This is a genomic window from Methylobacterium tardum (genome assembly GCF_023546765.1).
Classification (GTDB): Bacteria; Pseudomonadota; Alphaproteobacteria; order Rhizobiales; family Beijerinckiaceae; genus Methylobacterium; species Methylobacterium tardum.
The window spans coordinates 1,976,831-1,990,573 of sequence record NZ_CP097484.1; the positions used below are offsets into that span (position 1 = coordinate 1,976,831).

General features: G+C 72.2%; 11 protein-coding genes and 1 pseudogene. 1 reads left to right on the forward strand and 11 read right to left on the reverse strand.

What is annotated here, in order from left to right; all coding sequences use genetic code 11:
• Positions 1-9: 9 nt before the first annotated feature.
• Positions 10-756, reverse strand: coding sequence for a siderophore-iron reductase FhuF (fhuF, locus tag M6G65_RS09285; protein WP_238195725.1), 747 nt, complete (start codon positions 754-756; stop codon positions 10-12).
• Complete coding sequence (locus tag M6G65_RS09290) at positions 753-1,997, reverse strand: MFS transporter (protein ID WP_250103850.1); 1,245 nt, start codon at positions 1,995-1,997, stop codon at positions 753-755. The genes fhuF and M6G65_RS09290 overlap by 4 nt, the downstream gene beginning before the upstream one ends.
• Before the next feature lie 217 nt (positions 1,998-2,214).
• Here M6G65_RS09290 and M6G65_RS09295 point away from each other — a divergent pair, with 217 nt between their 5' ends.
• Positions 2,215-2,433: a hypothetical protein gene (locus M6G65_RS09295; RefSeq protein WP_238195723.1), complete on the forward strand. Its 219-nt coding sequence runs from the start codon at positions 2,215-2,217 to the stop codon at positions 2,431-2,433.
• A gap of 146 nt (positions 2,434-2,579) precedes the next feature.
• On the opposite strand, the gene M6G65_RS09300 is transcribed toward M6G65_RS09295, so the two are convergent.
• The 9 genes and pseudogenes from M6G65_RS09300 to M6G65_RS09340 all read right to left on the reverse strand — a co-directional run bounded on the left by M6G65_RS09300 (position 2,580) and on the right by M6G65_RS09340 (position 13,414).
• On the reverse strand, positions 2,580-4,127 hold the full coding sequence (locus tag M6G65_RS09300) for a PhnE/PtxC family ABC transporter permease (RefSeq protein WP_238195722.1): 1,548 nt from the start codon (positions 4,125-4,127) through the stop codon (positions 2,580-2,582).
• A complete protein-coding gene (locus M6G65_RS09305; RefSeq protein ID WP_250103851.1) occupies positions 4,127-4,807 on the reverse strand; it encodes an ATP-binding cassette domain-containing protein in 681 nt (226 codons plus the stop codon). Before M6G65_RS09305 ends, M6G65_RS09300 begins: the two co-directional genes overlap by 1 nt.
• 4 nt (positions 4,808-4,811) lie before the next feature.
• A complete protein-coding gene (locus M6G65_RS09310; RefSeq protein WP_238195720.1) occupies positions 4,812-5,702 on the reverse strand; it encodes a putative selenate ABC transporter substrate-binding protein in 891 nt (296 codons plus the stop codon).
• Positions 5,703-5,863: 161 nt separating this feature from the next.
• Entirely contained in the window at positions 5,864-6,082 is a 219-nt protein-coding gene (locus tag M6G65_RS09315; RefSeq protein WP_192709181.1) for a hypothetical protein, read from the reverse strand.
• Positions 6,083-6,202: 120 nt separating this feature from the next.
• The gene (locus tag M6G65_RS33695; protein WP_347710483.1) at positions 6,203-7,516 is read right to left on the reverse strand and encodes an adenylate/guanylate cyclase domain-containing protein; all 1,314 of its coding nucleotides are present in this window, start codon (positions 7,514-7,516) and stop codon (positions 6,203-6,205) included.
• A pseudogene (hflX, locus tag M6G65_RS09325) lies at positions 7,516-8,929 on the reverse strand (GTPase HflX). The gene M6G65_RS33695 and the pseudogene hflX overlap by 1 nt, the downstream one beginning before the upstream one ends.
• Positions 8,930-9,251: 322 nt before the next feature.
• A complete protein-coding gene (hfq, locus tag M6G65_RS09330; protein ID WP_007563033.1) occupies positions 9,252-9,503 on the reverse strand; it encodes an RNA chaperone Hfq in 252 nt (83 codons plus the stop codon).
• Between the two features lie 186 nt (positions 9,504-9,689).
• Entirely contained in the window at positions 9,690-11,054 is a 1,365-nt protein-coding gene (gene ntrX, locus M6G65_RS09335) for a nitrogen assimilation response regulator NtrX (protein ID WP_250103852.1), read from the reverse strand.
• Positions 11,051-13,414: a sensor histidine kinase NtrY-like gene (locus tag M6G65_RS09340; protein ID WP_250103853.1), complete on the reverse strand. Its 2,364-nt coding sequence runs from the start codon at positions 13,412-13,414 to the stop codon at positions 11,051-11,053. Before M6G65_RS09340 ends, ntrX begins: the two co-directional genes overlap by 4 nt.
• Between the last annotated feature and the right edge of the window lie 329 nt (positions 13,415-13,743).

The following is a 13,743-nucleotide window of genomic DNA, read 5'->3' on the forward strand; positions in this document are numbered from 1 at the left end:
CGGTTCGGATCAATTCTGGGCGGCGCAGGCGGCGGGGCAGAGCGCGCCGCAGGACGGCACCCCCGGCAGGCGGTGGCGCAGGCAGCAGACGCGTCGCCGCCGGCAGCCCGCGGCGCCCGGGCAGAGCGCCTGCGACAGGGGGCTCCTAGCGCAGGCCGGGCCGGCGCGCCATCCGAGGCAGGACGCGACGTCGTCACAGGCCGCCCCCGTCCCGTCCCCGAGCGCAGTGTCGAGTTCGCGGGCGACGTAGTCGAGGATCACCGCGGCATTGCCCCAGAGGATTCGGGGCGCGATTCCGCAGCGGGCCTGACACAGCTCCACGAACGGACGCAGATGGGCCTCGACCAGTCCGGCGAGGCCGGGCGCCGGGTCGCAGCCGATCTCCGCCTCGGGGATGAGGAAGCGGATTGGGCGGCCGGTCGCGTCGAGTTCGAGGCGCAGGGCGTCGAAGGCGAGGGGCAGCGGCCGGCCGAGGCGCATCAGGGCGGTCAGGGCGGGGGTGGCCAGCGCGGCCAGGTAGAACTGGCTCCAGTACGAGACCAGGACGCGTCGGTCGGGAGCCGCGCAGGCGCTGCCGCAACCCGTGTCGCCATCCTGGCCGAGCCCCGCCGCGAAGGCCGAGAGGGTCGCGTCGAACAGGTCGGGGTCGCGCAGCGCGCAGAGCGGCAGGGCCTGCGCCCCGCCGGGCCCGGCGGCGACGCCGCCCCGGTAGGCCGCGAGGGAGTCGGGGACCTGAGCGGCGACCTCGGCGATCATCGCGCCGCCCCGTCGGCCCGCAGGGTCCGACCCACCGCGACGGCGAGCCACGCCACCGCGGCGGCGTAGAGCGGCAGAGTGGCGGCGAAGTAGCCCGGCCAGCCGATCCAGCCGGCGAGTGCCGGGGCGGCCACCCGCAGCGGCATGGCGGCGAAGAAGGCGGCGCCGAACAGCAGCGCGTAGTCGGTGGCGGGCTTCGGCCCCTGGGCCCAGCGATAGATCATGTTGAACACCGGTACGCCCAGGAACCCGCCGGCGACGAAGTTCAGGATCGTGGCAGCGACCCCGAGATCGGCCGATCCGGCCGCGCAGGCGGCGGCCATCAGGGCCCCGGAGGCGAGGACGCCGAGCGCCCCCGCGGCGATCAGCCGGACCGTGCCGAACCGGGCGGCGAGCCCGCCGGCCGCCAGCGCCATGACCAGGTTGACCGCCGGCAGCACGGTGCCGGTCAGAAATCCGACCTGCGCAAGCGGCACGCCGAGATCGAGGAGGGCCAGGGTGTTGGGCCCGGCCAGCAGGTAGGAGGCGGCGAAATAGGCCCCGAGCGCGAGCACCCGGCCCGCCAGCAGGCGCAGCCGCGCGAGCGACCCCGACCATCGTTCCGGGCGGCCCCCGGCGCCATGACGCCGGGTCTCCGGGTAGCCGAGGATCGGCAGGAGGCAGAGGGCGTCGAGGGCGGCGCAGGCCAGGACCGCGCCGCGCCAGCCGAGGCTGTCATAGGCGCCGACCAGCACGCCGACGCCCAGGATGCCGCCGAGGGAGGCCCCGCACAGCTTGGCCGAGGCCATGGGGGCGCGCTGCGCCGCCGGCACGGTCTCGACCACCAGGGCTTCGAGGGCGATGTCCATGGTCGCCACGCAGGCACAGGCCGCGATCGCCAGGGTGAGGAGCGCCGGGAGCGGCCAGTGCTCGCCGAAGCTCAAGGTCGCCAGCAGGAGGACGGCCGCGCCCTGCGCGGCCGCGATCCAGCCGATCCGGTGCGCGAGGACCGGCAGGCGCAGGCGGTCGAGGAGCGGCGCCCAGAGGAAGGTCAGCCCCACCGGCAGGTTGATGAGCTGCAGCAGCCCGACCTCGGCCAGCTCCACGCCCCGCGCCCGCAGGATCAGCGGCGCCCCGCCGGACAGGAACCCGAGCGTGGCCCCGAAGGACACGTACAGGCAGAAGAACGGCGCCAGCGGGCGCAAGCCCGCCAGGGTGTCGGCGACCCGAGTCCCGAGGGCGAGTCCGGCGGACCCGGTCACCGCGGCCGGGATCCGGCGCAGGGACAGGCGGCCGCTCGAGGGCTGCAGTTTATAATCAAACTAATCTATTGATTTACCTTGGGTTTTGCTGTTTAGGCCCGGCCGGTGCGGCGATCAAGCCGGGGCGGCCCGCAGCATCCCGCCGCACCGGCCGCGCCCCGAAATTAACCGTTCGTCAACCATGTTCCGGGCAGATTTTCCCATGGAGGGATCAGCCATGCCGCGACGCCGGGACTTCGACGCGCTCAGTGAGGCGCAGATCGCCGCGGGCCGGACCCAGAAGCGCTGGGTCGAGCCGAAGGCCCAGTTCCGTCCCACCGCACCCCAGGCGGTGGCCGACCTGCTCGACACGATCCAGCACGTGGCCGAAGCCGCCACCGGCGAGCGCAGCTTCCTGCACCTGCGCCCCGAGGCGGGCCGGCACCGCGGCCGCTGAGACGGAGCGGCGGTCGAAGCCGGCCGCGTCCGGATCCACCTCCCTCAGCCTGAGCCGCCCGAAGCACCGCGCGGGTCGGAGGGCGCCTCGGAGGCCGGCGCTGCCGGACCGGCGACGGACGGGACCGAACACCGATCCGGCGCCGTTCAGCCGTCCGCAGCCTCCGCCCCGGTGATCGGCTGCGGCCCGGAGAGCCGGGTCGGCAGGGCGTCGATCCGCAGGGACCGGCGCAGCGCCCGCGAGAGCGCGTCGACCGCCATCGTCACCAGGGCGGTGGTGGCGATCAGCACCAACGCCACGTCGAGGCGCAGCTCCGAGACCGCCGCATCGACGTAGAAGCCCAGCGTGGTGACCCCCAGGATGCCGAAGATCGCGCTCTCCCGCAGGATCAGCTCCCAGCGGTAGAGCAGGTAGGCCAGGAACTGCCCGTAGAGGCGCGGTACGGTCTCGTAGGCGTAGAGGTCGAGGCCCCTTGGCGCGTCGGCTCGGTAGGGGATCGCGTCGGCGTGCCGGCCCATCAGGTAGGCGACGATCCCGGCATTGTGCAGCGCCAGCGCGAGGATCGCCGGCAGCATCGAGGGGCCGAGCAGCTGCAGGCCGACATAGGCCAGCATGTATTCCGGGGTGGAGCGCACCACCACGAGGAGCGCCCGCCCGAGGGGCAGCCCGAGGCGGCCGGCGAAGCGCCGTGCGGTGAGCGGGAACAGGACCAGCGCCCCGAGCGCCGTGGCCGCGAGCGCGATCTGCGCCAGGATCAGGGTCTGGGCCGTGCCGGGCAGGACCTGCTCGGTCAGGATCGGGCGCAGCCAGGACCAGAGCCGCGCCCAGGTCTCCCCGTCCGCGAGCGACGCCCCGCGCAGCGGCGCCGGCACGACGTCGTGGCCGAGGAAGCGCGCGAGGCTCGGGCCGATGGCCGCGCTGCCGACGGCCGGCGGCAGGGCCAGGGCGGCGCCGACCAGCAGGACGGGCACGGTCCGGGCCCGCACCCAGAGCCGGCGGGTGCCGATCAGCGCGTAGAAGATCAGCAGCAGCGCCCCGGCCTCGGCGTAGCGGCCCTGGCGGAAGGCGGATTCGAAGGCGAAGCCCATGGTCGGCAGGCCGATGAAGCCGAGCACGAGGCTGGAGCGCAGGCCGCATTCCAGGCGGTAGAGAGTGTAGTCGCGCATCCGCCCGGCGACCTCCGGCAGGCGGGCGTACAGGAAGGCCGAGACCGCGCCGGTGCCGGCGGGCAGAACCCGGACGGCGGCGAGGTCGGCCTCCTCGATCAGCTCGGCATAGACCTTGGCGCAGATGCCCGCGTAGGGCAGCGCGATGGCCAGCACGCCGGTGGTCGCCGAGAGCCCGAACACCTGCATTAGCAGCAGCGCCCAGAACAGCTCGTGGACGGCGCGGATCCCCGCGCAGGCGAGCCGGACCGTTCGGGAGCGGGCGAAGGGGACCGCCAGCAGCAGCCCCGTCCCGGCCCCGAGCCCGACGCCGAGCATGGCGAAGGCCACGGTGTAGAGGACGCTCCAGCCCTCGACCGCGAGGAAATCGGGCCGGATCAGGCCACCGAGCAGGCGGGCGAGGTCGGCGAACGGATGGAGCGTCGTGACCTGCAGGTCCGCCGCCAGCAGGCCGGCCAGCGCCGCCGCCAGGAACCAGCGGCTCACCGCCGCGTAGCCGGGCCGCGGCAGGAACGCGGCGAGCCGCATCAGGCGGCCTCGTAGAACGGGCTGAGCCGCGCCGGGTCGAGATCCCGCGCCGGCGCGTCGAGGACGATCCGGCCGGCGTCCAGCACCACGACCCGGTCGGTATGGGCGAGCGCCAGGGCCACGTCGTGGAGGGCCAGGATCAGGGTCTCGTGGCTCGCCGCCAGCGCGGTGAGGATCCGCGCGCCCTGCTGGCGGTCGAGCGCCGAGACCGGCTCGTCGCCCACCAGGATCGGCCGGCCGTTGTACAGGGCGCGGGCCACCGAGACGCGCTGCTGCTGGCCGCCCGACAGGGCACCGGCCTTCGCCCAGAGCTTGTCCGCCAGCCCGACCCGGTCGAGGACCGCCTCCACGGCTGCGACGTCGGCCCGGGCCGGGCGGACCAGAGTGCGCAGGTTGTGCAGGGTCGAGCGCCGGTCGAGGCGGCCCATATAGACGTTGTGGAACACCGAGAGCGGCCGCACCAGGGCGGCCGCCTGGGGCACCAGCGCCACCCGCTCGGGCGCCTGCCCGTGGATCAGGCCGATCAGGGTCGACTTGCCGGCGCCCGAGCGGCCCATCAGCGCGACGCGCTCGCCCGCCCGCACGGTCAGGTCGATCCCGGAGAGCACCGGGCGCCCACCATAAGACGCCGCAGCATCGGCGAGAACGATTGCCGCCCGGGATCCGGTCCCGCCCGACACGGCTCTAGTCCAGCAGGCCGGTCGACCGGCCGACCTCGAGCAGGGGCGCGTAGGCGGCGTTGGTCACGGGCACGAATTTCGAGCGCCCGAACGGCTCCAGGATCGCCGGATCGGTGATGCCGGTCAGGGCATTCCGCAGCTTGTCGGTGAAGCCGGCCCCGTAGGTCCGCTCCACCTCACCCCGCACGGTCCACTGGTAGTCGGGGAAGGCCGGGCTCTCCCAGATCACCGTGACGGCGTGTCGGTCGACCTTGCCGGCCTTCGTCTCGAGGTCCCAGACCGCGTAGTCGACGGCGCCAACCGCGAAGGCGCCGGACTGGACCAGCTGGATCGTGCGGGTGTGGTCGCCCGAGAAGCCGACCCGGGGGAAGACCTGGTCGGGGCTCCGCCCCGGGAAGGCCTGCCGGATGAAATATTCGGGCATCAGCCGCCCGGAGGTCGAGGCCCGGGCCCCGAACGTGAAGGTCTTGCCGGCGATGTCTTTCGGGAAGTCCTTCCCGGGCTTCAGCCCGGTGGCGGCATTGGCGATGAAGTAGGTCTTGAACGCCGCGTCCTCAGCGCCCTGCGCGATCGCCTGCGAGCCCGGGACGGCCTTGCGCGCCTGGACGCCGGTGAAGCCGCCGAACCACGCGAGCTGCACCTGCCCGTTGGTGAAGGCCGTGACCGCCGCCGGGTAGCTCTTCACCGGGATGTAGCGCACCGGCACGCCGAGCCTGGCTTCGAGATAGGCGGCGACCTTGCCGAAACGCTCGACCAAGCGGCTCTCGTCCTGGTCGGGGATGCCGGTGAAGACGAGGGGCGGGACCGCCTTGTCCTGCGCCAACGCCGGGACCGATGCGGCCAGAGCCGCGAGGCACCCGAGGGCGAGGCGCCCCAACCATCCCGATCCCAGCATCAATCCCTCGTGGCGCCGCGCCCGTCACGGAGGGGCGCTCGATCCGGTGACGGGCGTAGCAGAAGCCCGCTCGCCCGCCACCGTCCGGCACGACGGATCGCCGAAAACCGGCCGAACCGTAAGGTGTCGGAGGTCCGATCAGCCCCGCGTGGCTGGACGGATCAGCGGTGGTGGCGATGATGGTGGCGGTGCATCCGGTGGGCGCGATGCCGCATCATCCGCGATTCCATCCGGGCGTTGCGGTGCATGCCGCCGAAGCGGCCATTGCCCTGCGCGGCCGCGTTCCGGTCGAGGCCGTCGCCCGGAGAGGCGAGGCTCGGGCTGGCTGCGCCGAGGACGAGGCCGAGCGCGAGCGTCGCGCCGAGAATGATCTTGTTCATGGGACGAATGTCTCCCCGCGACCCTGCGCCGCGCGGACCGAACGGATCAACACCGGCCGGGTTCCGGCATCGCCCGCGATCGCGCCGCGACATCCGCGCCGCGACATCCGTGCCCCGCCGTCACGCCGCGAGGGCGAACAGCGCGAGCGGCTCGGGCAGCCGCGCCTGCGGCACCGGAACGGCGCGGAGGCCGGCGGGGAGCGCCCCGTCGAGCAGATCCAGGAAATCGCCTGAGGCCGCGACCTCGATCTCGGCCGCCTTGGCCTGGGTCTCGATCCGCGCCAGGGCGTTCATCGCCGGACCCAGCACCGTGTATTCGGCCCGGACGCCGTCGTCGAAGACCCCGACCAGAAGGTCGCCCGCGTGCAGGGCGACGACGAGGCGCAGGGTGAACAGGCCCTCCCGCGCCCGCGCCGCGTTGAGGGCGGCCATCCGCCGGCGGATCGACAGGGTGCAGGCCAAGGCCGCCTGCGCCTGCGCGCCGGGCTGGCCGAACACGAACTGTGCCAGCACCGCGTCACCGATATACTTGTCGGCGACGCCGCCCTGCTCCGACACCGCCGCCTGCGCGACCGCCCGGACGGCCAGCAGCGCCGTCACCATCGCCTCGGGCGGGTGCTCGCGGGAGAGCCGCGAGAAGCCGCGGATGTCGAGGATCATCAGGCAGGCGTGGCGCCGGTGGACGCCGAGCGCCGAGTCCCCGTCCTCGGCGGCGAGGTCGAGGGCGACCGTGTCGGGCACGAACCGCGCGAGCTGGGTCCGCTCGTGCTCCATCCGCAGGGCCCGCGTCACGGCGGCGCGCAGGCGGGTCGTGCCGTCGACCACCAGCAGGCCCGCCGCCGCGAAGGTGGCGAGGCCCGTGATCTGCGCGGTCGGGAACGTGTCCGGGCCGGGGAACAGCTCCGGATACAGAACGCCGACCAGGAAGGCCGCGCTCCAGCAGGCGGTGACCAGGCCGCAGAACAGCAGCGTCTGCGCCACCCGCATGCTCAGGCCGGTCTGGAGCAGAAGCAGGAAGGCCGGCAGGCGGCTCACCGCGTCGGCGCCGAGGCCGGCCCCGCCCCCGGCCAGCATGTGCTCGATGATGACGTAGACGGCGAGCCCGGCATTGAGCAGCGTCCCGGCCCAGCTATAGGCCTCGGCGCGCGGGCCGCCGCTCCGCTCGCCCAAGCCGAACCAGACCGTGCCGAGCCCGTAGAGGCCGAGGATGAGCCAGTGGCTCAGGGCGTGCAGCGAGCCGTCATAGGCCTGGGCCGCCATCAGCAGCACCAGCACGATCACGACCCGCAGGCCGAGCAGCCGCAGGCCGCCGCCGGCCTGCATGGCGCGCAGCACCGCTCTGTCGTCCGATCCCGGATCCACCCGGCCCTCGGCCGGCGACCGCGCGTCCTGCAGGACGGGAAGCGGCGGGTTGCCGACGCTGCCCGAGACCATCAACCGCCCCGGCCGAGGCGCCGCGCCGCCGCGAACCGGTTGAGGAAGCGCGGCTCCTTCTCGGGGGCGATCCGCACCGCGAGGTGCAGGGTGCCGTCGGCCTCGGCGCGGCGGTCGAGGATCTCGGCATTCTCGTAGAGCCAGTTCAGCGCCGCCCCGTCCTCCGGCGGCAGCGCCACGGCGAAGCTCGCCCGGTTGCGCCCGATCCGCGCCTCGATCCGAGCCGACAGCGCGGCGAGCCCCTCCCCGGTCAGCGCCGAGACCAGGACCGGCGCGGCGCTGTCGCGGTCGTTGCGGGTCTTGGCCTCGGCCGCTGAGGTTCAGGAGCCGCGTGCGCTCGTCGTCGTCCAGGAGGTCGGCCTTGTTCCAGACCTCGATGATCCGGTCGGCGCTGGTCTCGATGCCGAGTTCGCGCAGCACCGCGCCGACATCCTCGGCCTGGGCCTCGGAATCGACGTGGGAGACGTCGCGCACGTGCAGGAGCACGTCGGCCTCGATGGCGTCCTCGAGCGTCGCCCGGAAGGCCGCGATCAGCGGCGTCGGCAGGTCGGAGATGAAGCCCACCGTATCGGACAGGATCACGGTCTCGCCGTGGGGCAGCTTGGTCGCCCGGGCAGTGGGGTCGAGGGTCGCGAACAGCATGTCCTTGGCGGTGACCTCGGCGCGGGTCAGGGCGTTGAACAGGCTCGACTTGCCGGCGTTCGTGTAGCCCACCAGCGCCACGATCGGGTACGGCACCCGCGCCCGGCTCTGCCGGTGCAGGCCGCGGGTGCGGACGACGGCGTCGAGGTCGCGCTCGATCCGGGTCATGCGCTCCTGGATCATGCGCCGGTCGGCCTCGATCTGGGTCTCGCCGGGGCCGCCCAGGAAGCCGAAGCCGCCGCGCTGGCGCTCCAGGTGGGTCCAGGAGCGGACGAGCCGGGACTTCTGGTAGGCGAGGTGGGCGTGCTCGACCTGGAGCGTGCCCTCGCGGGTCGAGGCGCGGCGCCCGAAGATCTCCAGGATCAGGCCGGTACGGTCGATGACCTTGGCGCCCCAGGCCTTTTCCAGGTTGCGCTGCTGCACGGGCGAGAGGGCGCAATCCATCACCACGAGGCTGATCTCGCGGGCGCGGATCAGGCCGGCGATCTCCTCGACCCGGCCCTTGCCGAGATAGGTCGACGGGCGGATCCGCGGCAGGCTGATCGCGAGGCTCTCGACCACATCGAGCTCGATGGCGGCGGCAAGCCCGGTCGCCTCGTCAAGCCGCGCCTCGACGGAGCGGGTCGGCTCGGCCGGCCCGTGCCCGGCGCCGTGCGCGCTGCGCGCGAGGTAGGGGCCGATTACCAGGGTGTGGGTCGCCGCGGCGATCTCGCCCTCGGGGGCGGCCTGCGCCTGGAGGCGGGCTTCGCCGGACGTCAGTGTTTCGGTCATACGGCCTTTGGCGCCGCCGGGGCGCCGGCGGCTTCGTTCGAGAACTCGGATTCGACAGAATGGGGATGCGGACGGGCCGGGCCAAGATGCCGGGCCGGAAACGCAGCGGATATCCGCTGCCGCGCCGTCACCCCGGGGCCGCGCAGCGGAGCCCGGGATCCAGACCCGCCGCCGTGCCGGATTCCGGCACCTATCGCGTTCGTGGATCCGGGGCTCGCCTGCGGCACCCCGGAATAACCGCGCGGGTCGCCGACGCGCGGCGCATGGCTACGCCCGGGAGACGATCAGTCCCGACGCGGCCCCACCTCGCCCATCGTAAAAATCACGCCTTCTCGGCGGTCTCGTCCGGCTCGAACAGCTGCACGGGATGGCCCGGCATGATCGTGGAGATCGCGTGCTTGTAGACCAGCTGCGAGTGCCCGTCCCGGCGCAGCAGCACGCAGAAATTGTCGAACCACGTCACCACGCCCTGGAGCTTGACGCCGTTGACGAGGAAGATGGTCAGCGGAATCTTGTTCTTGCGGACATGGTTGAGAAAGGTGTCCTGAAGGTTCTGTGCGCGTTCGCCCGCCATCTTCTTGGCCTTCTTGTTGTCCCGGATCGAGCCGCCCGGGATGGGTATGCCGCGGGCCGGATTGTCCGGTCATCCCGCCCACGGCTTTGTATACAAGCACCATGACTTGGCGAAAGCGTGGGCGCAAGCAACCCCCGCGCCTGAATCATCCGTGACGGATCGGCACCGCTCTCACGCCCCCGCCCCTCAGGGGCCGATGCCGAGGGACTTCAACTTTCGGTGCAGGGCCGAGCGCTCCATGCCGATGAACTCGGCGGTGCGGGAGATGTTGCCCGAGAACCGCGCGATCTGCGCCACGAGGTACTCGCGCTCGAAGATCTCGCGGGCCTCGCGCAGCGCGAGGCTCATCAGCTTCTCGCCGCCCGCGCCCCCCGGGGTGGTCGGCACCAGGGCGCCGATCTCGGAGGGGAGCATCTCCGAGGTGACCTCCTGCTCCGGGTCGGCCTGCGTGAGGATCATCAGCCGCTCGACGTTGTTCTTGAGCTGGCGGACATTGCCCGGCCAGTTGTGCGACTGCAGCACCGCCATCGCGTCCTCGGCGATCCGGCGCTTGGGCAGGCCGGTCTGGGACGAGATGTTGTCCATGAAGAACTGGATCAGCTCGGGGACGTCCTCCCGGCGCTCCGACAGGGCCGGCACCCGGATCGGCACCACCGAGAGGCGGTGGAACAGGTCCTCGCGGAATCGGCCGGCGGCGATCTCCTCCTGAAGGTCCCGGGAGGATGAGGAGATGATGCGCACGTCGACATGCACCCGCGTCGTGCCGCCGACCCGTTGAAAATTCTGGTCGGCGAGGACGCGCAGGATCCGGTTCTGGGTCTCGCGCGGCATGTCGGCGACCTCGTCGAGGTAGAGGGTGCCGCCATGGGCCTCCTCCAGGGCGCCGACCCGGCGGCCGCTCTCGCCCTCGACCCCGAACAGCTCCGCCTCCATGGTCTCGGGCAGGATCGCGGCGGCGTTGAGCAGCACGAACGGGCCGTTCGCCCGGGCCGAGGCCTTGTGCAGGCTGCGCGCGGCCAGCTCCTTGCCCGAGCCCAGCGCGCCCGTGATCATCACCCGGGCGTTGGTCGGCGCCACCCGGTCGAGCGTCTGGCGCAGCTGGTTGATCGCCAGCGAGCCGCCGACGATGCGGTTGGCCGATCCTGACCGCGCCGTCAGGTCGCGGACCTCGCGCCGGAGCCGGGAGGCTTCCAGCGCCCGCTCCGCCACCAGGATCAGCCGGTCGGCCTTGAACGGCTTCTCGATGAAGTCGTAGGCGCCCGCCTTGATCGCCGAGACCGCGGTCTCGATGTTGCCGTGGCCCGAGATCATGACGACCGGCAGGTCGGGATTGGCCGCCTTGATCAGGTCGAGCACCTGCAGGCCGTCGAGCCGGGAGCCCTGCAGCCAGATGTCGAGGAAGACGAGGTGCGGCCGGCGCGCCTCGATGGCGGCGAGCGCCTCGTCCGAGCCGCCGGCCGTGCGGCAGCGGTGGCCTTCGTCGTCCAGGATCCCGGCGACGAGGTCGCGGATGTCGGCCTCGTCGTCGACGATCAGGATATCGGCGCTCATGCGTGCATCTCCGCGATCCGGGGGGCCGTCGGCGCGGCGCCCTTCTCCTCTGTCGTGACGGGTAGGGTTCCAGACGGCGCCGCGGCCGGTTCGGGCCCGTGCTCGCGCGGGACCCGCATCCGGACACGGCCGCCGCGGCCGGCGGGATTGTCGTTCAGCTCGATCCCGCCGCCGTGCTCCTCAAGCACCTTGCTGACGATAGCAAGCCCCAGTCCGGTCCCACCCTCGCGGGTGGTCATGTAGGGCTCGAGCAGGCGCTGGCGCCCCTCGGCCGGAAATCCCTTGCCGTTGTCGGTGACGGCGATCACCGCGAACCCGTCCTCGACGGCGAGGCTCAAGGAGATCTTGCCCTTGCCGAGCTCGGCCTCCGGCACCTCGGCCACCGCCTCGACGGCGTTCTTGAGGATGTTGGTGATCACTTGGCTGAGCAGCCTGATGTCGAAGGCCGCCACGATCTTTTCTGCACTCCCCGCGCCGCCCTGGGCCGAGAACGCGAAGTCGATGTCCGGGTGCGCCACGCGCATCATGAACAGGTTCTGCTTGGCGATCTCGGTGAGGTCGTTCGGCGCGATGGCGGGCTTGGGCATCCGCGCGAAGGCCGAGAACTCGCCGACCATGCGCTTGATCTCGTCCACCTGGCGCACGATCGTGGCGGTGCACTGGTCGAACACCTCCTTGTCGGCGGTGATGACCTTCCCGTACTTGCGCCGGATCCGCTCGGCGGAGAGCTGGATCGGGGTCAGCGGGTTCTTGATCTCGTGGGCGATGCGGCGCGCCACGTCGCCCCAGGCGGAGCTGCGCTGCGCCTGGACCAGGTCGGTGATGTCGCCGAGCGTCACCACCGAGCCGCGGGAGGCCCCCTGCGCCTGCTCGCTCGTGACCCGCACCGTGATGGTGCGCTCGCCCCGGGACCGGGTGAGCTGGACCTGCTGCTGCTGCAGGCTGCGCGGGCGCGCCTCACTCTCGGCCAGCACGGGCGCGAGTTCCGGCACCGCCTGGGCGAGGGACTGGCCCACCAGGGCGTCGCTCTCCAGGTCGAGCATCCGCTCGGCGGCCGGGTTGGCGATGGTGACGAAGCCCGCCGCGTCGAGGCCGATCACCCCGGGCGAGACGCCCGAGAGCACGGCCTCGGTGAAGCGGCGGCGGGTGTCGATCAGGTCGCTCGCGGCGATCAGGCCGGCATGCTGGCGGCGCAGCTCCTGGGTCATCTTGTTGAAGCTCTCGCCGAGATGGGCGAGGTCGCCGCTGGTCTTCTTGGTCGGCACCTGGGCGTAGAAATTGCCCGACGCCACCTGGTCGGCGGCGTTGATCAGCCGGCGGATCGGCGCCACGAACCGGTTGGCGAAGTTCATGCCGAACCACACGGCCGAGAGCAGCGCGATCAGCGCGATCAGCAGGAACACCGACGCGAAGGTGATCTGGATCGAGCGCCGCAGCGAATCGTAGGTGAGGTACTCGGCCGCCGCCGCCCGGGACACGCCGGGGAAGTCGATGGCGAGCTGGCTGACCTCCCGCTGTACCATCAGCACGGCGTCGTCGTAGGCCGGCATCCGCATCAGCGCGGCGAAGACCCGGCCCTCGGTGGGCAGGAGGCAGATCGGGTCGGCCGAGTTGGCCGCATCCTCGAAGGCCGCCGCCGAGGGCAGCCGGTTGGTCTTCAGGACGTCGATCTTGGCCCGGGCCACCACCTCGGTCGGGCCGCGCATGATCTGCGCCACCGGCAGGCCGAGATTGGTCGCCCGGGTCGTCAGGAAGGTCTGGAACCAGTCCCGGTTCACGTCGAAGTTCGGCCGCGCCCGGGTCAGGTCGTCGGCGAGGATGCGGATCTCGCGGGCGAGGCTCTGGCACTGGTTCTCCTGGTAGGCGTCGGCCACCTCCACGGATTTCAGCACCACGTCGCGGACCCGGTCGGTGAAACCGAGCGACAGGCCCCGGTCGATGGTCACGGACGCCACCACGGCGAGCAGGATCGTCGGCAGGATCGCGATCAGCGAGAACAGGCCGACGATGCGGGTGTGCAGGCGCGCCACCGCGGCGTTGGCCTTGCGGGCGTGCAGGAAGACCCGCGCCTCCCAGGCGATGACGACGGCGAGGCCGAGCACCAGGGCGGCGTTGATGGCGAGCAGCGTCACGCCGTAGGCCGGCGTCGGCGTCACCCGGATCACCCCGGCCAGGATCAGGAAGGTCGCCAGCGCCGAGACCAGGGCGGTGACCACCATGGCCGCGCCGATCCAGCCCGGACCGCGCGGGCCCGGCTTCAGGGAATCCGCCAGGGGCGCGCCCGGGCCCACCCCCTCCCCGGACCCTTCAGGGTCGGGCGACGGGCCTTCCTCTTTCCGTGAGCGTCTCAGGAACGGCATGACTGGTGCAGGGCCACAACAGTGTGGCGGAATTAATACGAATCCGGATCAGATGGACGCCGCAAAGCGGACGCGAACCCATCGGATCGCGGTCGAACGCGGCCGGCCGCACCCGTCGACCTCCGACATCGGCAAGGATCCCTGACGCCGCCTCGAAGCATAGCTCCACGGCTTGGACGCCTCGGCGACGGGCGCTAAGAGAAATCGCGAGCGGCGATAAGCGCCATGGCCGATCTGATGTGTTGAACGACGGGCGTGAGCGCCCGGACATCATCATTCTTATCTTTGGCCGAGCGGAAAGGATGTTCGTAACAACGGACAAGACGCGG

What these genes read in the sequence shown, in the direction of transcription:
- fhuF (WP_238195725.1), bottom strand. Translation starts at nt 756, where the DNA reads ATGATCGCCGAGGTCGCCGCTCAGGTCCCCGACTCCCTCGCGGCCTAC.
- M6G65_RS09295 (WP_238195723.1), top strand. Translation starts at nt 2,215, where the DNA reads ATGCCGCGACGCCGGGACTTCGACGCGCTCAGTGAGGCGCAGATCGCC.
- M6G65_RS09300 (WP_238195722.1), bottom strand. Translation starts at nt 4,127, where the DNA reads ATGCGGCTCGCCGCGTTCCTGCCGCGGCCCGGCTACGCGGCGGTGAGC.
- M6G65_RS09310 (WP_238195720.1), bottom strand. Translation starts at nt 5,702, where the DNA reads ATGCTGGGATCGGGATGGTTGGGGCGCCTCGCCCTCGGGTGCCTCGCG.
- M6G65_RS09315 (WP_192709181.1), bottom strand. Translation starts at nt 6,082, where the DNA reads ATGAACAAGATCATTCTCGGCGCGACGCTCGCGCTCGGCCTCGTCCTC.
- M6G65_RS33695 (WP_347710483.1), bottom strand. Translation starts at nt 7,516, where the DNA reads ATGGTCTCGGGCAGCGTCGGCAACCCGCCGCTTCCCGTCCTGCAGGAC.
- hfq (WP_007563033.1), bottom strand. Translation starts at nt 9,503, where the DNA reads ATGGCGGGCGAACGCGCACAGAACCTTCAGGACACCTTTCTCAACCAT.
- ntrX (WP_250103852.1), bottom strand. Translation starts at nt 11,054, where the DNA reads ATGAGCGCCGATATCCTGATCGTCGACGACGAGGCCGACATCCGCGAC.
- M6G65_RS09340 (WP_250103853.1), bottom strand. Translation starts at nt 13,414, where the DNA reads ATGCCGTTCCTGAGACGCTCACGGAAAGAGGAAGGCCCGTCGCCCGAC.